Below are 17,200 nucleotides of genomic sequence, written 5' to 3'. Positions count from 1 at the left end.
ATCACTCTTCGGGCGGCGCGCCTCCCGTGAAGGCGTTGGGCGCGTGATAGCTGCACGGTGTTTGCGTCATTTCCAGATGCAGACCCGTGCCGGTATAGGGATGCGCACGGGCCAGATCTTCGTCCACGTCAATGCCCAGGCCCGGCGCCTCAGGCGCTTCGATATAGCCGTTCTCGACACGGATACTGCCTTTGATCAGCGCATCATGGAACGGGCTTTCGATCGTCTCGGCCATCAGAAGATTGGGGATGGAGACGGCGAACTGCACGTTCGCGGCCCACTCCATGGAGCCCGCATAAAGATGCGGGGCCATCTGCGCGTTATAGACTTCGGCAATCGCCGCGACCTTCTTCATCTCCCAGATGCCGCCCGCGCGCCCAAGGGCGGGTTGCAGGATCGCGGCCCCACCATCGCGCAACACGGGTGCGAATTCGGCCTTCGTCGTCAGGCGCTCTCCCACCGCGATAGGCAGGCCCGTGGCTGCCCCCACACGGGCCAGCGCACCAACGTTATCAGGTGGCACAGGCTCCTCAAACCACAACGGATCATAAGGTGCGATAGCCTTGCCCATACGGATCGCACCTTGGGTGGTGAACTGCCCATGGGTGCCAAAGAGCAGGTCCGCACGGTCGCCCACGGCCGCACGGATCGCCTTGCAGAAGGCCACCGAGAGGGTGATATCGCTTTGCGCCGGGCTATGGCCGCCGCGCAATGTGTAAGGGCCTGCGGGGTCGAACTTCACCGCCGTATAGCCGCGTGCAACCAGATCAACAGCGCTTTCGGCTGCCATCTCAGGCGAGGACCAGAAGGCGGTCAGATCATGATGGGGCAGGGGGTAGAGATAGCTGTAGGCGCGCACGCGGGGCGTCACCTTGCCCCCCAGAAGCGCCCAGACGGGCCGGTCGCGCGCCTTGCCCAAAATATCCCAGCAGGCAATTTCCAGCCCTGAGAACGCGCCCATTACGGTCAGGTCGGGCCGCTGGGTGAAGCCCGAAGAATAGGCCCGGCGAAACATCAGCTCGATATTTTCAGGGCTCTCGCCTTGCATATGGCGCGCGAACACATCCGCGATCACACCGCGCATTGCCTCCGGTCCCACGGACGCGGCATAGACCTCGCCCCAGCCGGTGATGCCGCAAGCTGTGGTCAGCTTCACAAGGATCCAGTAGCGCCCGCCCCAGCCCGGCGCAGGCGGTGCAGTGACAATGATATCAAGGTCTTGCAGTTTCATGTGTGGGCCCCTGCATGCGCATCGACTACGCGTTGAAGCATTGGTGCGTAGTCATCAAACGTAGGTGTTTCCATCCCCGGCACCTTGCCCTGATCATCCCAGATGCGCACTTGCAAGATGTCCCTGAGGTTGGGCTGTTTGGCGAACTCGATCACTTCCGCATCGCTCATCGGCCCGCCTTGCAGGTTCAGCGATTGCACCGACGCCTCGGACAATTGCCCGAAATAGGCGGAGTCCGTCGCACAAAGATACCGTTTGGCCGCGACATGCCAGCGGATGCAATCGGTCACGATGGGCGGGAAAAACCCGTCCATCACCCGCGCGCCCGCCTCCTCGTGGTGATTGTCCGTACCTTGCGCCAGCGCGTCTTCGGGAAACTCGTTGGTGTAGTGGCCAATATCGTGCAGCAATGCCCCGGCCACCAGATCATCACGCGCGCCCGCGGCCTGCGCGAGGGCGGCTCCTTGGAGCATATGCTCGGACATGGTGACATTCTCCCCGAGATAACTTTCCGCCCCCCGGCGTTTGAAAATATCGCCGATGAACTCCACAATCGTGTCTGTGCTGAGCGTGCTCATATCTCTGCCTCCAATACGGCCAATCTCGACAGGAGCCCGTCCTTGTCGGCATAGCATCCCTGAAGCCAGCGGCTGCCGGCCCCGCTATATCCGCGCCTTGCATGCAGCACGCGGGTGTTGTCCACGATGAACGCCTCACCGGGGCTGAGTTTGAAGCTGACCTGCATCTCGGGTGCGTCAACCAGCATGGAGAAACGGCGATATGCGGCGTAGTAATCTTGCATATCCGCAAAGGGCACGTCGGTGATCGGCGCGGCAGACCGGGCGTTGAAGCGGATGGCTTGGAGCGTGCCGTCCGGGGCAAGCTCAATCATTGGGCGGCGGGACTTGAGGTTCACACCGCCCGATCCGGCATAGGCGAAACGGGCGGTGTGGCCCGACAAAAGCGCAAAGCCTCGTGGGCCCTCGGTTAAAAGCCTTTGCGCAACTGCAAAGCCGTCAACCACCATATTTTCCCCGCCTTCGGCAGAATTCTCAAGGCAGGCAAGCACTTGGAGGGTCGGGACTGGGTCGCGGTAGGGGTTGTCGGTATGGGCCTGAAGCCCGAGGCCCGTATAGGCGAGGTTGGTGGGGTTCACCTCGGTGCGGACCTCGAAATGGCGGCCATAATTCGTCTCGCGCACATGGCCGAAGGTCGCGACCAGATCAAAGAGTGTGCCGGGCACGGCAGGCATATCGCTCACCCGCGCCACGCCGTATCGGCGCACTCCGTCCAGCCATGTGTGCAAAGCCACGCCGCCCGATTGGAGCGCGGGTAGGGCTTCGGTAGGGACGTCCCCGTTAAAGGAGCTATCCCAAGTTTCGGCCCCCTCGGGCAGCGCGCCAGGCCCGCGTGCGGGCGCATGGTCATACGCGTGATCGCGTAGCCATGCGATGGGAAAGGCGCAAGCGTGACCATCGGGGGCAAACCGGCAGAGGACTTGGCCCGCCTCAATCCGCGCCTCGGTCAGGTGGGTTTCTTCTGGGATATCGCCAAGCGTGATCAGCCGCTGGCCGTTGCCCGGATCGCGCGTCGCGGGGTCCAGCGCATTGTCGCGTAGCCAGATCGCGTGAAACCTAAGATCGCCGCCTTCGGCGCTTGCATTTGCAAGGCGCAAAACATGCCCTGCCTCGTCCAGGGTTGCGGAAATCTCGGGCATGGCGGGCTCCTTTGGTGGCCGGGGTTCAGGTGCGCTCGAAAGTGATGACATTACGCCGCGCAGCACCGGTCTTGGTGTCGGCGATGGCCTCATTGATCTGCGCAAGGTCCCAGCGGCCCGAGATCAGCTCATCGAGCTTCAGCCGCCCTTGGGCATAGAGGTCGATCATCCACGGAATATCGCGCCGGATCACCGCGTCACCCATTTTGGAGCCGATCATACCCTGGCCCGTTGCGGCGAGATTGACCGGCTCATACGAGGCTTGCGCGCCGGAATGGGGCATGCCCACCATGATCACGCGCCCCCCGGAAGCGAGGTATTTGGGCGCTTGGTCATAGGCCGGGATCGCACCCACGGTGACAATGACCGCATCGGCCCCACGTCCCATCGCCTGGCGCGCGGCCTGCCAAGGCTTGCCCTGCGTTGCCAAAACGCCGTCGGTTGCACCAAACTCCTGCGCTGTCGCCAGCTTCTCGTCGCTCATATCCACCGCCACGATGCGCCGCGCGCCTGCGATCCGCGCGCCCTGGATCGCGTTCAGACCCACGCCGCCCGCACCGATTACCACCACGTCTTGGCCCGCGCGCAGGCCCGCTGAATTGACCACCGCGCCCACGCCGGTGATCACACCGCAGCTCAGGAGGCTCGCCGCGTCCATTGGCATGTCCTCGGGGATGCGTACGATCTGGCTTTGATCCACCACGACCGCCTCGGCAAAAGCGCCGCAGGCCATCGCCTGATGGAGCATGCCGCCTTGGGCTGTTTTCAGCGGCCCCTGGTCGCCATCATAAGGCGTTTCGCAGGCCGTGGGCGCGCCGCCGCCACAGCTTGCGCATTGCCCGCAGGCGCGGATGAGCGTCACCACCACCGGATCACCCGGCGCAAACCCCTGCACACCGGGGCCGATCGCGCTCACGCGACCCGCCGCCTCATGGCCGTACACCGCAGGGAGAGAGCCGCCCCACGCACCTTCCGCAAAGGAAATATCCGAGTGGCATATAGCTACGGCGGAGAGATCGACGCAAACCTCGCCTGCAAGGGGGGCGCGCAGGGCTACATCCTCGATCACAAGAGGGGAGGAGAAGGCGTGGCAAACGGCGGCTTTGATTGTGCGCATGATGTCTCCGTATGCTGTTGCCCAAGGCTGACCCGGATTCGCGCGCCGCTGCAAGGAGGAATTGAGACGACCCGCGCCTCAGCCCTTGCGCCGCCGCGCCCGCAGGAAAAGCGCAAGGCCCAAGACGCAAAGCGCGGCCGAGGCCAGAAACGGCGCGCCGGGCAGGTAATACGCTGTGCCGGGGCTCGTGAATTTTGCGAACACACTTGTCATCAACAAGGGCGAGGTGATCAGCGCGAGCGCATTGACCGAGGCGATCACGCCTTGCAATTCGCCCTGCGCATCATCGGCGCATTTGGCCGACATGATGGATTGCAGCGCAGGTGTGGCAATGGCAGCAAGCGCCGCAATGGGCGTAAGCGCAAGGGCCAGTGCGCCACTTGTCACAACCGTCAGCAGCACAAAAGACAGCGCCGCAAAGCAAAGCCCTGCGATGACCGTGCCCACCTCGCCCAAGTGGCGCAGGCTGAGGCGGATCACCCCCGCCTGAACGATTGCGATAGAGACGCCAAAAGCGGCCAGCGACAGGCCGATCATGCCGGGGTCCCAGCTGAACTGTGCTTGGGTGAAATAGGACCAGATCACCGGGTAGACGTGAAACGAGACCTGATAGAGGAAAAGCACTACCAAAAGCGGCGCGAGCCCCGGCAGCTTGCGCACGCTGCGCAGCGCGCCCAGCGGATTGGCGCGGGCAAGCGAGAAGGCGCGGCGGTTCTCAGGTTTTAGGGTTTCGGGCAGGATGATCATCCCGAATATAAGGTTCGCGCCCGCAAGGGCCGCTGCCGCCCAAAACGGCGCACGCGTGCCCAGATCCCCCAACAGGCCGCCGATGAGCGGGCCGAGGATGAAGCCCATCCCAAACGCCGCACTTAAGAGGCCAAAGCGTGCGCCACGGTCATTGGCGGGTGTGATGTCGGCAATGTATGCGGCTGCGGTGGCCTGCGTGGCGGCTGTGATCCCGCCAATGAGCCGCCCAAGGAGCAAAAGCCAGATTGAGCCCGCCAGCGCCATCACAACGTAATCCACCGTCATCACCGCAAGCGACACGAGCAGCACCCTGCGCCGCCCAAAGCGATCCGAGAGGCTGCCCAATATTGGCCCGAAGACAAATTGCATCACCGCATAGCTGGCTGAGAGGATCCCGCCCCAGATCGCCGCATTGGCCAATGTGCCGCCGTTCACCTCGGTTATCAGATCCGGCATCACGGGCATGATCAGGCCGATCCCCATGGAATCTATCGTCACAGTCATCAGGATAAAGAGGAGGGGCAGGCGGGATTGCATCAAGGCTCCGGGCGGCGCGCGGCTGCGCTCATCCCGTTATGCGGGTGGGCGGGGATGTTTGCAACCGGGCGCGGGCGTCCACGTGGGGGTACGCCGCAGGCATGGGGGCGCCCTAGACGAGCGTGCCGAAGCGTGTGAGCGCGGTCTGGAACACATCCGCATCGACATTGCCGCCAGAGATGGTTGCAATCACGGTATCGCCTTCAAAGCTGTCGTTATGGAACAAGGCACCGGCCAGCGCAGCAGCGCCACCCGGCTCCACCACCAGTTTGAGCCGCCCCCAAGCCAGCGCCATGGCGCGCAGGCATTCGTCGTCGCTCACCACGATCCCCGGCGCGCAGAGGCGCTGCATGATGGGGAATGTGATCTCGCCCGGCGCAGGCGTCAGGATCGCATCGCAGAGGCCTTTCGCCGGACCCTCATTGCTCTCGATCTGGCCTGATTTAAGCGAGCGGGCCACGTCGTCAAACCCTTCAGGCTCCACTGGTCGCACACGCATCTCGGGCGCGTCCGCCTCCAGCGCCATCGCGATCCCGGAGGTTAGGCCCCCGCCACCACAGCACGCGAGAACCTCCGCCGCGCGGATGCCCATCGTCGCGGCTTGGGCTGCGATCTCAAGGCCTGTGGTGCCTTGGCCCGCGATCACCTCCGGCTCGTCATAAGGTTTGATCAGGGTCATGCCGCGCTCGGTTCGGACCGCCTCGCCCAAGGCTTCGCGGCTCTCGCCGCCTGCGCGATCATAAAGGATCACCTCGGCCCCCAGGGCGCGCGTGTTGGCAATCTTGAGCGCGGGCGCATCCATCGGCATGATGATCACGCAAGGCACACCCATTTCGCGGGCCGCCAGCGCCACACCTTGGGCATGGTTGCCCGAGGAGAACGCGAGCACGCCGCGCGCGCGGACCTCTGAGCCAAGGGCCGAGACTGCCGCCCGCCCGCCGCGATATTTGAAACTGCCGGTATGTTGCAGACATTCCGCCTTCACCAAGACCCGCCGCCCGGCGATCTCGTCCAGAAAGGGCGACCCGAGGAGCGGGGTTTGCCGGGCATGGCCCGCAAGCCGGGTGGCCGCCGCGCGGATACGCTCGATATTCATGCAAAATCCTTCAAATGCTCATGGATGGCCGCCAGCGCCTCTGCCTCGTCCAAAAACGGGACATGGCCGCGATCCGGCACCGTGGCGCTGCGCATACTGGGCGCGCGGGCGTGCATTTTGGCGAGGGTTTGGGCCGTCAGCAAGTCCGAGTTCGCCCCCCGGATCACGGTCAGCGGGCCAGACGCGAGCGTATCAAAAAGCGGCCAGAGATCGGGCGCAGGCCCGGCATCCCGCTGCGCAACCATCGCGTCCCGCAGGCGGGCATCATAGCGCAGATCAAGACCATCCTCGGCCTCGCACCACATCATCTCGGCCTGCACGCGCCAGCGTGTCTCGGGCACGCCGGGAAACTGCGTGGCATAAGCGGTGCGGAGCCCCGTGGCGGCAGAATCGTAATCCGCGAACCGGGGCCGTGTGCCCAGATAATCCATGATCCGCTCCATCCCCTCGGGGGATATCTCGGGGCCGATATCATTGAGGATTGCCCCGTTGAGACGGTCCGGCACAGTTGCGGCCAGCACCATGGCAATAAGGCCACCGCGCGACGTGCCGAGGATCGTGGCGCGTGCCACCCCCAGATGATCCATAAGGGCCACGGCATCTGCCGCCTCCTGCGGGATGGAGTAGGTCATGTAATCTTGCGCATGATCTGACAGGCCCCGCCCGCGATAATCCATGCGGATGACGCGGTGCCCGGCAAGAAACGGCAGGACAAATTTGAAATCTGCGCTGTTGCGCGTGAGGCCCGCAAGGCACAGGACCGGATCGCCTGTGCCCTCGTCAGTGTAATGCAGGCGCAGCCCGTCGGAAGTGGTAAAGCCTGCCATTACAGCGCCGCTGCGAGGGCGGGAATGCCGCTGAGATCGGGCAGCACATGGCCGGGCCGGGCGGGCAGGCGGTCCACAGGCTCGCCCTTGCGGTTGATCCATGCGACGTGAAAGCCATATCCCGCCGCCGCCGCCGCGTCCCAGCCATTGGCTGATACAAAGAGCACCTCGTCGCGGGCGCAGCCGAAGCGCGTGCCGACCATGTCATAGACGAGTGCGGCGGGCTTGAAGATGCGCACAGATTCCACCGACAAGGTGCCATCCAACAGATCGCCGAGCTTTGCTGAATGCACCGCCGCCCCCAGCATGGCGGGCGATCCGTTGGACAAGATCGCTCTGTTCAGGCCTGCATTTTTCAGGGCCATGAGCATCGCCGGGGCTTCAGCATAGGCTTCAAGCTCCCAGTATAGTTGCAAAAGCCGGTCGCGCAGAGCGGCGTCCCCGTCCAACCCTTCGGCCTCCAGCGTCCAATCAAGTGCCTCTTCCGTGACCTGCCAGAATTGGCAATACTCTCCCGTGATCGCGCGCAGCCATGAATATTGCAGCTGTTTGAGCCGCCAATGCTCGGCAATCGTGGGCCATTTAGCGGCAAACGCCTCGCGCCCCGGCTCGGCGGCGGCGTTGCGGGCGGCCGCGGCCACATCAAAAAGCGTGCCATAGGCGTCAAATATGCAGGTGGTGATGGGCATCCGGGCCTTCCCTTCTGGCGCAATTCCGGGGGGTGTTTGACGCGTAGAGTTGCACGGCGCGCGAGGCGATGGAAGGGCCGGTTTGCATCCCGCGCGCACGCTTGTTAGCGTGTTGCGAATCCAAGCACCTGCGCGCGGCGCGGCCTTGCAACCCATCCCCCAATCAGAACTGGAGTGACCATGTCCGAGGTGAAACCCGGCGATACTGTGCAAATTCACTATAAAGGCACGCTGGAGGACGGAACCGTCTTTGACAGCAGCGAGGGGCGCGATCCGCTGCGCTTTGAGGTGGGCTCGGGCCAGATCATTCCGGGTCTCGACAAGGCGCTTCCGGGCATGACCCTTGGCGACAAGAAAGTGGTCGAGGTGCCGTGCGATGAGGCTTACGGCCCCACCAACCCCGAGGCGCTGCAAGTCGTGCCGCGTGAGGGTATCCCCGACGATATCCCGCTCGATCCAGGCACGATGCTTCAGGTGCAGACGCAAGAGGGGCAAGTCATGCCTGTGACGGTTGTGGAGGTCACGGAAACGGAAGTGACGCTTGACGCCAATCACGCGCTTGCGGGCAAAGACCTGACCTTCGCGATTGAGGTCGTGGCGATCGGTTAAGCCATGTCCAACAGGATGGCGCCGGATCTGCCCGGCGTCATCACGGCGTCATGGGCCTCGGCGCAGTTCTCAAGCGGCAGCACCGCTTGGATCGCTGGTCGCAGCGCATCTGTGGTGAGCGCAGAGTGCAACCGCTCTATGATCACCGCACGCTCTGCTTCGGGCAGCAGATAGATCAGCGTGATATCAATCTTGAGCGCCTTGAAGAGAAACGGGCCAAAGGGCAGCGTGGGCATCATCTCCGCGCCCGAGCCATAGGCCGCGATGGTCCCAAGAGGGCGCATTACTTCAGCCAGAAGCGGGATGTTGGCCCCAAACTCCACCTCGATGGCGCGGTCTATGCCACCACCTGAGGCTTCCAGAATTTCCGCCGCGAGATCGGCGTTGGTGTAATCCAGCGCCGAATCTGCGCCCGCCTCCAGCGCGCGGGCCAGACCTGCACCGCGCGCCGTGGCGATGACCTTGGCCCCGCCCCATTTGGCCAGTTGCACAGCGTTATGGCCCACAGCACCCGCTCCACCAGAGATCAGCAGGGTCTTGCCGGCGATATCGCCGCCGCCAAAGACAACCTGCGCCGCCGTGAGGCCGGGAATACCCAAAGTGGCCCCGGTTTCCAGAGAGACGCTGGAGGGTATATCCACGGCTTGGGCGCTGGGCAGGCAGATAAACTGCGCCGCCGTGCCAAAGGCGCGCTGCCACTGACCGTTCCAGATCCAAATGCGGCTGCCGATGCGCGCGGCGTCCACGCCTGCGCCCACGGCATCGATCTCGCCCGCGCCGTCGGAATGGGGGATGATGCGCGGGAAGGCGGGCTTGGTCACACCGGGACGCGCCCCGGCGCGGGCCTTGGCATCCGACGGGTTCACGCCGCTGAAGGCCAGCCGCACGCGCACCTCACCGGGGCCGGGTGTCGGCATCTCTATCTCGGTGATTTCTAGAACGTCGGAGGCTGCGCCAAAGCGCGCATAACTCGCTGCGCGCATCAGCGGCGGCGCAGGCGGATCACCACATCAACTGACGCAATCTCTGCCCCCTCGGGCGCATCGGGCAGGCGCGTAATCTCAAGCTGATCCGCTGGCGCGTCGGTCAGCCGGTTCTCATCCTCCCAGAAAAAATGGGGGTGATCATGCGTGTTGGTGTCAAAATAGCTCTTGGCACCGTCCACCAGAACTTCCTGCATCAGCCCCGCATCGCAAAACGCGCGCAGGGTGTTGTAGACCGTGGCCAATGACACGCTTTCCCCCTCGCTCTGCACCGAGCCAAAAAGGCTTTCGGCCGTGACGTGACGGTGCTGCCCATCGCCAATCAGAAGGGCGGCAAGCGCCACGCGCTGCCGTGTCGGGCGCAACCCTGCCCCCGCCAGCCACGCGGTTCCGCGCTCGGATGGGGTCAGTGGGCCGTCCGCGAGGGTGTTTTGAGCAATATCTTCCATGAGATAGATATAGGGCGCTTAGGGGGTGGATTTCAAATAAAATTCTCAAATGTCGCGCCGTGACGCTGCGAGGGCACGTATGGGCCGCTGCTATGCCTCCGCGCGTTCCGGCGGGCTTGCTCCTGTGCTGGGGGCGGTGCTAGAGGGGGAGGAGCAATTCAAGACACCACCAGAAAGGCCTCCTCCATGTCCGAATACCCCACTTCTTTCGGAAAAGAAGACCTGCTCAAATGTGCGCGCGGCGAACTTTTCGGCCCCGGCAACGCGCAATTGCCCGAGCCGCCCATGCTGATGATGGACCGCATCACCGAGATTTCCGGCGATGGCGGCGCACATGGCAAAGGGCATGTTCTGGCCGAGTTCGATATCGACCCGTCGCTTTGGTTCTTCGATTGCCACTTTCCCGGCAACCCGATCATGCCCGGCTGCCTTGGCCTTGATGGTCTGTGGCAGCTTACGGGCTTCAACCTCGGCTGGCGTGGCTGGCAGGGGCGGGGCTATGCGCTGGGCGTGGGTGAGGTCAAGCTGACGGGCATGGTGCGGCCTGATCGCAAGATGCTGACCTACAAGATTGATTTCACCAAGGCGATCCAGACACGTCGCCTGACGATGGGTGTGGCCGATGGCATCGTTGAGGCGGATGGTGAGGTGATTTATATGGTCAAGGATATGAAAGTCGCGCTCAGCGAAAGTTGAGCGGGCAGGGGTTTCGTCCTGAATGACGCGGGCCAGCCCTTCGTATTGCCAGAGCGGACTTCAAAGGCGCTATTTCGTCATGCGCCCCGAGGTCAGCGCACGCGGATCGGCGCAGCTGATGATTGCGAACGCACCCGGCGCCATCCCCATCCGGGCGCACAGCGCCTCCGACGGTGCGTTTCCCGGCTCCACCCCGGTCATGACGTCCTGAAAGCCAAAGCGCGCCTCCATTTCCAGCATCGCATGAGCGCCCAGAATGAGCGCAAGCCGCTCTCCGCGCCGCGCAGGATCGGTGGCGAGCATCCCCCACCATGCCTGCTGGCCAAGTGTGGCGTGGGAGGCCTGCGCGAAGGCGGACGTGGCGGCGCAGGACACAACCTTGTCGTCCTTGTCGAGGGCGATCATGCAAACGGCTGGTTTGTAGAGGCCGCGCAGAACCTCACCACAGAGCGGCAATACCCCGCAGCGCAACGCCATTTCGGCCATGGATGCGAGGTGGTGACCCGGTGTTGAGGCCTCCAGGCGGGTCAACCTCAAGTCTTGTGGCAGGGGAAAGGCGTCTATCACGGCGCGCGTCGCCGCCAAGCTCTCGGTGCCGCCCTCCCATTTGGCATAGTGCATCGGGATAAGGCCGCGCCGTTCCAGATCGGCCACCACCGATGCAGCCTGATGCGCTGGCACGGCGGAATAGTTCGAATTGCCCTGAACGATGGACAATGCCGCGAGTTGATCAATAGGCCCGTCATCCGGGCCGACCAAACCCACGACGCGGCCATAATAACTGAAGCGGGGGTCATCGCCGAGCACTTCGGCCATCGCCCGGCCGCGCCTCAGCACGGCTTGTTGATCGGCGGCCCCAAAGACCTCGTGTTGCGCCACTGCATGACCCCGCGCGATGAATTTCAATCACACTGCACAGCTTGGCCGTGAGCGTCAAAGGGAACCTTGGGGGCGATCTGCGTGCCAAGCACCCGCTCCTGATGCGTCAGAGCCGCTCCAATATGGCCAATCCGCCACCCTCAGCCGCACAATTGCGTGAGTCTTGCCCGTTATTCAGCGAATCGGCGTAAACTGGGCTATAACGCTCAAAATGCCCATATGACGCCCGAAACGGGCAAGGAGAGACGACCCAATGCTGACCAGACGCCATTTCATCCAGACATCAACCGCGCTTTTCGGGGCAGCGGCTTTGCCGGGCATCCTTCCAAGCGCTGCGTCTGCTTCGGCCCAAGGAAGCTGGTCCAAATGGGATGCGCGCGTCACGCCCGCCAATTACGTGCCTGAGACGTCGAACCCTTGGGGCATCGCACCGCGTTTCCTACCCACGCGGGTGGAGGCGAATGCTGGCCTGCGCCCTGGAGATATCCATGTGGACGCGGTTGCCCGCTATCTTTACTTTATCGAGCCTGAAGGGACTGCGATGCGCTATGGCGTGGCGATTGCGCGCGGCAACCTTTATGAGCCCGGCACCTATACGATCCGGCGCAAGGCCAAATGGCCCACTTGGACGCCCACCGCGTCCATGATCAAGCGCGAGCCAGCCACATATGAACAATTCGCCGATGGCGTGCCGGGCGGGCCGACCAACCCTCTGGGGAGCCGCGCGCTCTATCTCTATGTGGGCAATCGCGACACCTATCTGCGCATCCACGGAACGCCAAGCCCACGGTCTATCGGCGGGCGGGCAAGCTCGGGCTGCGTGCGCATGGTGATGGCCCATATCAACGGGCTCTACGGCAAGGTGCAGACTGGATCGACGGCGGTTCTCTACCCGTCCGAGACCTACGCCACCGCCCAGAGCTGAGATGAGCTGAGGGATCAGCCCTCTGCGGTCTGTGTGCAGATCGGGCGACCTTCGCCCGTGCGCAGGGGCAGCATTGTGGTCTCCACGGGGCCTTGATGGCGATACCAGAGGCACCCATCCTCGCGCACGCGCACGGCATCGAGGTCCTGATTGGGTCCGGCCATGGCGATGATTTCTTCAGGCAGGGTCTGAACGAAGCCTCCTTGAGGGCCCGCTCCCGGTTCGGTGCAGCCACTCAAGGCAAGCGAGGCAACGAGGGTCAGGCCACAAATCTTCAAACGCATGAGACAATCCAGTCGGTGGGGGTACACTGCGCCACAGTGTGTGCAGCCCGCGCCCGATTGCAAGCGCCGCCACAAAGTTTCGCACCAAGCGTTTCAGCAAAGCCACGGAAGAAAGCCATGTAAGAAAGCCACGGAAGGTTCCGCGCGAGACATGCGCGCCTAACTGCTTGCTCCTGCGCCCCGTGCTGTCCTACACAAGGGCCGAGAACCGCTAGGGGAGATTGCACATGCGCCGCGTGGTCGTGACAGGTTTGGGCATCGTATCATCCATCGGAAATGACGCGGGCGAGGTTTTGTCCGCGCTCAAGGCAGGCCGCTCTGGCATCACCGCCAATGAGGCAATGAAGGAACACGGGTTCCGCAGCCAGATCGCGGGCGCCGTCGATCTTGATGTGTCCGAGCATGTGGACAAGCGGACCCTGCGCTTCATGGGGCCGGGATCCGCCTATGCCCATATCGCGATGGGGCAGGCCATTGCCGATGCGGGGCTGGAGCCGTCCGAGGTTGTGGACCCGATGACGGGTCTGATCGCGGGATCTGGTGGACCAAGCACGTCGGCCATGCTGGCCGCGCATCAGGTGGTGCTGAAAACCGGCGCGACCAAACGGATCGGGCCCTTTGCGGTGCCCAAATGCATGTCGTCCACAGTGTCTGCAAACCTTGCCACAGCTTACCAGATCAAGGGCATGAATTTCTCGATCACCTCGGCCTGCTCGACCTCGCTGCATTGCATCGGGATGGCGGCGCAACAGGTGGCGCTTGGCACGCAGGACGTGATGTTTGCAGGCGGCGGGGAGGAGCTTGACTGGACGCTGTCGTGCCTCTTTGACGCGATGGGCGCGATGTCGTCCAAGTATAACGACACGCCCGAGAAAGCCTCGCGCGCGTTTGACGCGGATCGCGATGGGTTTGTGATCTCGGGGGGAGGCGCGATACTGGTGCTGGAAAGCCTTGAGCGCGCGCAGGCGCGGGGTGCGAAAATCTATGCCGAAGTGACGGGCTTTGCCGCCACATCGGATGGTGCGGATATGGTCGCGCCGTCGGGTGAGGGCGGGGAACGGGCCATGCGTGGCGCGCTGCGCACGCTCAGCCCCGACCGAAAGGTGAGCTATATCAACGCCCATGGCACCTCGACCCCCGTGGGCGATGTGGGCGAGGTCGAAGCGGTGCGGCGGGTGTTTGGCCAAGGCAGCACGCCGCCCATCAGCTCGACCAAATCCATGACGGGCCACAGCCAGGGGGCGACCGGCGCGCAAGAGGCGATCTATTGCCTGCTGGCGCTCAAGAATGACTTCATCATTCCGTCGATCAACGTGGACACGCTTGATCCGGCGCTCGCCCCCGCAGAGATCGCGACCGAGCTACGCGAGAATGCGGGCCTCGACACGGTGATGACCAACAGTTTCGGTTTCGGCGGCACGAATGGCTCGATGCTTCTGAGCAAGTTTGAAGGATAGGCCAGATGACACACGCACTCGCCGGAAAACGCGGCCTGATCATGGGGGTCGCCAATGACCGCTCGATCGCATGGGGCATCGCAAAGGCCATGCACGGGGCCGGGGCCGAGCTTGCCTTCACCTATCAGGGCGAGGCATTCGGCAAACGGCTGGAGCCTCTGGCGGCGAGCGTGGGTTCGGATTTCATGGTCGATGTGGACGTGACCGACGATGCCTCGCTCGATGCGGCGTTCGAGGCCCTCGCCGCGCGCTGGGACAGCCTTGATTTCGTCGTGCATGCGGTGGCGTTTTCCGACAAATCCGAGCTGACGGGCCGGTTCTTGAACACCAGCCGGGCCAATTTCAAGAACTCGATGGATATCTCATGCTATTCCTTCATCGAGGTGGCGCGCCGCGCGCATCCGATGATGGTGGAGAAGGGCGGCACGCTTCTGACGCTGACCTATCAGGGCTCGAACCGCGTGGCGCCCAATTACAACGTCATGGGCGTGGCCAAGGCCGCCCTTGAGAGCGCCACGCGCTATCTGGCCAATGATCTCGGCCCCGAAGGCATCCGCGTCAACGCGATCAGCCCCGGCCCGATGAAAACCCTCGCCGGGGCCGCCATCGGGGGCGCGCGCAAGACCTACAAGCATACCGACATGAACGCGCCCCTGCGCGCCAATGCCACGCTGGAGGCAGTGGGCGGCACGGCGGTTTACCTCGCCTCCGACGCGGGTGCGTGCACGACCGGAGAGATCATCCACGTCGATGGCGGATTTCACGTGCTGGGCATGCCGCAGGCGGAAAACATCTGAAGGGGGTTGGAGTTTGGTGAGGGTCTGACTTTGGGGCGGGCGCCGGGAGAGCGTCTGCTTTGAGCCCAAAGTGCGAAATTCTGCGCCGCAAACGAATGTCTGTAGTCAGGCTTGCTCACCGTCAATTCGCCGGAGTGTTGCTTCTGCGAGTATCGTCGCGACCTCTGGCGCGTAATGTAGGTGTAGGTCAGGATCGCAAAGCTCTAGCTCAGTGCAGATGAACCTGTCCTCGCGCATGACACCGTCCACACGGGCACAAAGAGGCGCTCCCACAAATGCCATGATTTTTTCCGCCGCTGATCGAGCCGCAGCAGGTGGCTCTGCAGCTGCAATGGTTGGACCGAAGCGCGAATTGATACGAAATTCTCCAGTCATTGGCTTCGCCTGCACTGCGAGTTCGACTTTGCCGTCGATACACGTCATTTTCCACTCGCCGTCATCAATTTCAGGCAAAAACTCTTGCACCAAAATTGGGCGTCCCGGCACGTCTCGCTCAATCTTTGTACGTGTCGCTTCAATCTCAGAGAGACACGTTTCTTCTACGCCTACACCGTCGCCGCCAAACGCGGGTTTTAGCACAAGTTTTTCCGTCGAGCCCCGATCACCTTGGCTTGCAATGGCGTCTTCGACCGACCGGTAAGTTTCCGGAATTTCCACTCCAGCAGCCTTTATTTCGATCAGCGTGCGCTTGTCATTGTTCCATATGGCCAGGTCGGGACGCGCTTCGATTTGACCACCCATTGCATTGAGCCTTATCAACCAAGCTGCAAAACCGCCGGGGTCATTCTGGTAGTCCCAAGTCTGTCTGAGCAGTGTAAGATCACACGAGAGAAAATCCGCAGCAGAGTGTTCATTCCAGTTCAAAACTGAGACACGCGCACCACAAGTTTCCAAAGCTGATTGCAGGGTTTTGTTTGACAAAGAAAGCTGTGGGTTTGTCCTGCAGGCAGCAATGGCAATGTGCATAAGGTTCCTCTCGGTAAGGTGGATTCAGTCATTGTCCACGGTACGCGCTCCACGTAATGGATTTGTGTCAACCAGTTGAACACCCTCCCTAAAGCGGACTTGGGTCACGTTACACTGAAAGGAAGCTTCGTCCTCAAAGCAGACCACCACCGACCCAATCCCAACCTAAAACCCCACGCCATCGCACAGAGCAACCTCCCCCGACAAAAACCCGCGCCCGCACCCTTCTAAAACCACTGCCCCGGTTCCATCAGGCCAAGGTCCAGTAATTGCCGTGAATGCCATTCGAACTGCGTCGAGTTGTGCCATTTGAATGTGTGGATATCGAACATCGAGCCGGGGTTGCTTTTCAGCGCCTTGGCGGTGCGGAACGACACCACGGCCGAGGTCAGGTTGTTGTGCCACGGGCAGGCATAGGTGTTGTATTCTTCATCATTGAATGTGTGATCCGCGCGCAGCTCCAGCCCGTCCTTGCAGCGAAAAAGCGAAATCCGGTCGATCTTGCGGCGCGCGGCGGGAATATGCTCCTCATAGCGCCAGCGCAGGCCGCCGAAGAAATCAAGCTGCCGCTCCTTGGGGTGGTTGTGGTTGGCCGGATCGGCGCGGGCGAGGGCGTAATAGCCCGATTTGTCCATATGCGCGTCTTCCAGATGCACCGCATTGGGATGCGCATCCAGATCGCCCGCATAAAGGTCCACCACGTAGCTGAGCATGGCATCGCGCCGCTCTTCCGCGTGATAGGTCAGCATCTCGCCCACGCTGCGCGTTTCGATGAAGGGATAAAAAAGATATTCGGCGTTGAAGCAATAATAGAGCCATTGACCAGCCGCGGCCTTGATCACCGCGTTCACCGCCGCGATGTAGCTGTCGCCGCCCGTTACGTCATATCGGACGCGGACCACGCGTTCGCCCACGTCCGCAGGCAGCTTGAAGTCATCGGGCGCGAAGATCACGAGCGATTTGAACCCCGCATCAAGATGGTGGCGCAGGGTGCTGCCCAGCTCCACCTGATCCTCGGCAAAGACGAGGCCAATCGGCCCTTTGGCAAGATGCGCCTGCCCACGGGCCAGAAAATCGTCGAGACTGCTATACTGCATTCCTGCCCTCATTTGGGTTTTCGCGCCAGTTTGGCCAATTCGCCGCGCATTGCAAGACGCGGCCCTTGTGGTATAGGCAAGCCCCGAGTTCCACACC

Annotated in this window: 19 protein-coding genes; 5 read left to right on the top strand and 14 right to left on the bottom strand. The window is 62.7% G+C overall.

Annotated features, from left to right (window positions below; translation table 11 throughout):
* Position 1: 1 nt before the first annotated feature.
* From KUD11_RS13920 to KUD11_RS13885, 8 genes are all read right to left on the bottom strand, one after another.
* Positions 2-1,231, bottom strand: coding sequence for a mandelate racemase/muconate lactonizing enzyme family protein (locus KUD11_RS13920; RefSeq protein ID WP_109384135.1), 1,230 nt, complete (start codon positions 1,229-1,231; stop codon positions 2-4).
* Positions 1,228-1,809, bottom strand: coding sequence for a (R)-1-hydroxy-2-trimethylaminoethylphosphonate oxygenase (tmpB, locus tag KUD11_RS13915; RefSeq protein ID WP_109384136.1), 582 nt, complete (start codon positions 1,807-1,809; stop codon positions 1,228-1,230). The genes KUD11_RS13920 and tmpB overlap by 4 nt, the downstream gene beginning before the upstream one ends.
* Complete coding sequence (gene tmpA / locus KUD11_RS13910; RefSeq protein ID WP_109384137.1) at positions 1,806-2,948, bottom strand: 2-trimethylaminoethylphosphonate dioxygenase; 1,143 nt, start codon at positions 2,946-2,948, stop codon at positions 1,806-1,808. The genes tmpB and tmpA overlap by 4 nt, the downstream gene beginning before the upstream one ends.
* A 25-nt stretch (positions 2,949-2,973) precedes the next feature.
* Positions 2,974-4,065: a zinc-binding dehydrogenase gene (locus KUD11_RS13905; protein ID WP_109384138.1), complete on the bottom strand. Its 1,092-nt coding sequence runs from the start codon at positions 4,063-4,065 to the stop codon at positions 2,974-2,976.
* Between the two features lie 78 nt (positions 4,066-4,143).
* Positions 4,144-5,316, bottom strand: a complete 1,173-nt coding sequence (locus KUD11_RS13900; protein WP_397545220.1) for an MFS transporter — start codon at positions 5,314-5,316, stop codon at positions 4,144-4,146.
* A 145-nt stretch (positions 5,317-5,461) separates the two neighbouring features.
* Positions 5,462-6,445, bottom strand: a complete 984-nt coding sequence (locus KUD11_RS13895) for a threonine ammonia-lyase (RefSeq protein ID WP_109384140.1) — start codon at positions 6,443-6,445, stop codon at positions 5,462-5,464.
* On the bottom strand, positions 6,442-7,272 hold the full coding sequence (locus tag KUD11_RS13890; protein WP_109384141.1) for an alpha/beta fold hydrolase: 831 nt from the start codon (positions 7,270-7,272) through the stop codon (positions 6,442-6,444). The genes KUD11_RS13895 and KUD11_RS13890 overlap by 4 nt, the downstream gene beginning before the upstream one ends.
* Entirely contained in the window at positions 7,272-7,961 is a 690-nt protein-coding gene (locus KUD11_RS13885) for a haloacid dehalogenase type II (RefSeq protein WP_109384142.1), read from the bottom strand. The genes KUD11_RS13890 and KUD11_RS13885 overlap by 1 nt, the downstream gene beginning before the upstream one ends.
* A 180-nt stretch (positions 7,962-8,141) precedes the next feature.
* Between KUD11_RS13885 and KUD11_RS13880 the strand changes: the two genes are divergently transcribed.
* Positions 8,142-8,570 (top strand): FKBP-type peptidyl-prolyl cis-trans isomerase, encoded by a 429-nt coding sequence (locus tag KUD11_RS13880; protein ID WP_109384143.1) that lies wholly within the window; start codon positions 8,142-8,144, stop codon positions 8,568-8,570.
* Here the strand turns inward: KUD11_RS13880 and KUD11_RS13875 are convergent.
* A complete protein-coding gene (locus KUD11_RS13875) occupies positions 8,567-9,553 on the bottom strand; it encodes an NADPH:quinone reductase (protein ID WP_109384144.1) in 987 nt (328 codons plus the stop codon). The genes KUD11_RS13880 and KUD11_RS13875 overlap by 4 nt on opposite strands.
* Entirely contained in the window at positions 9,553-10,002 is a 450-nt protein-coding gene (irrA, locus tag KUD11_RS13870; RefSeq protein WP_109384145.1) for an iron response transcriptional regulator IrrA, read from the bottom strand. The genes KUD11_RS13875 and irrA overlap by 1 nt, the downstream gene beginning before the upstream one ends.
* A gap of 186 nt (positions 10,003-10,188) precedes the next feature.
* Between irrA and fabA the strand changes: the two genes are divergently transcribed.
* Positions 10,189-10,698 (top strand): bifunctional 3-hydroxydecanoyl-ACP dehydratase/trans-2-decenoyl-ACP isomerase, encoded by a 510-nt coding sequence (fabA, locus tag KUD11_RS13865; protein ID WP_109384146.1) that lies wholly within the window; start codon positions 10,189-10,191, stop codon positions 10,696-10,698.
* Positions 10,699-10,767: 69 nt separating this feature from the next.
* Here fabA and KUD11_RS13860 read toward each other — a convergent pair whose 3' ends face one another.
* The gene (locus KUD11_RS13860) at positions 10,768-11,604 is read right to left on the bottom strand and encodes a GNAT family N-acetyltransferase (protein WP_109384147.1); all 837 of its coding nucleotides are present in this window, start codon (positions 11,602-11,604) and stop codon (positions 10,768-10,770) included.
* A 226-nt stretch (positions 11,605-11,830) separates the two neighbouring features.
* Here KUD11_RS13860 and KUD11_RS13855 point away from each other — a divergent pair, with 226 nt between their 5' ends.
* Positions 11,831-12,502: a L,D-transpeptidase gene (locus KUD11_RS13855; RefSeq protein WP_109384148.1), complete on the top strand. Its 672-nt coding sequence runs from the start codon at positions 11,831-11,833 to the stop codon at positions 12,500-12,502.
* Positions 12,503-12,516: 14 nt separating this feature from the next.
* On the opposite strand, the gene KUD11_RS13850 is transcribed toward KUD11_RS13855, so the two are convergent.
* Positions 12,517-12,786, bottom strand: coding sequence for a hypothetical protein (locus KUD11_RS13850; protein ID WP_109384149.1), 270 nt, complete (start codon positions 12,784-12,786; stop codon positions 12,517-12,519).
* A 227-nt stretch (positions 12,787-13,013) separates the two neighbouring features.
* Between KUD11_RS13850 and KUD11_RS13845 the strand changes: the two genes are divergently transcribed.
* Positions 13,014-14,243 carry a beta-ketoacyl synthase N-terminal-like domain-containing protein gene (locus tag KUD11_RS13845; RefSeq protein ID WP_109384150.1) on the top strand — a complete coding sequence of 410 codons (1,230 nt, stop codon included), beginning with the start codon at positions 13,014-13,016 and terminating at the stop codon, positions 14,241-14,243.
* Between the two features lie 5 nt (positions 14,244-14,248).
* Positions 14,249-15,040 (top strand): enoyl-ACP reductase FabI, encoded by a 792-nt coding sequence (locus tag KUD11_RS13840; RefSeq protein ID WP_109384151.1) that lies wholly within the window; start codon positions 14,249-14,251, stop codon positions 15,038-15,040.
* Positions 15,041-15,145: 105 nt separating this feature from the next.
* Here KUD11_RS13840 and KUD11_RS13835 read toward each other — a convergent pair whose 3' ends face one another.
* Both KUD11_RS13835 and KUD11_RS13830 read right to left on the bottom strand, forming a co-directional pair.
* On the bottom strand, positions 15,146-16,006 hold the full coding sequence (locus KUD11_RS13835) for an ATP-grasp domain-containing protein (RefSeq protein ID WP_109384152.1): 861 nt from the start codon (positions 16,004-16,006) through the stop codon (positions 15,146-15,148).
* 227 nt (positions 16,007-16,233) lie between these two features.
* Positions 16,234-17,103, bottom strand: a complete 870-nt coding sequence (locus tag KUD11_RS13830) for a glycosyltransferase family 2 protein (RefSeq protein WP_109384153.1) — start codon at positions 17,101-17,103, stop codon at positions 16,234-16,236.
* Between the last annotated feature and the right edge of the window lie 97 nt (positions 17,104-17,200).

The organism is Roseovarius carneus (assembly GCF_020141465.1).
GTDB classification, from domain to species: Bacteria; Pseudomonadota; Alphaproteobacteria; order Rhodobacterales; family Rhodobacteraceae; genus Roseovarius; species Roseovarius carneus.
This window is presented reverse-complemented; position numbering and strand designations above follow the sequence as displayed.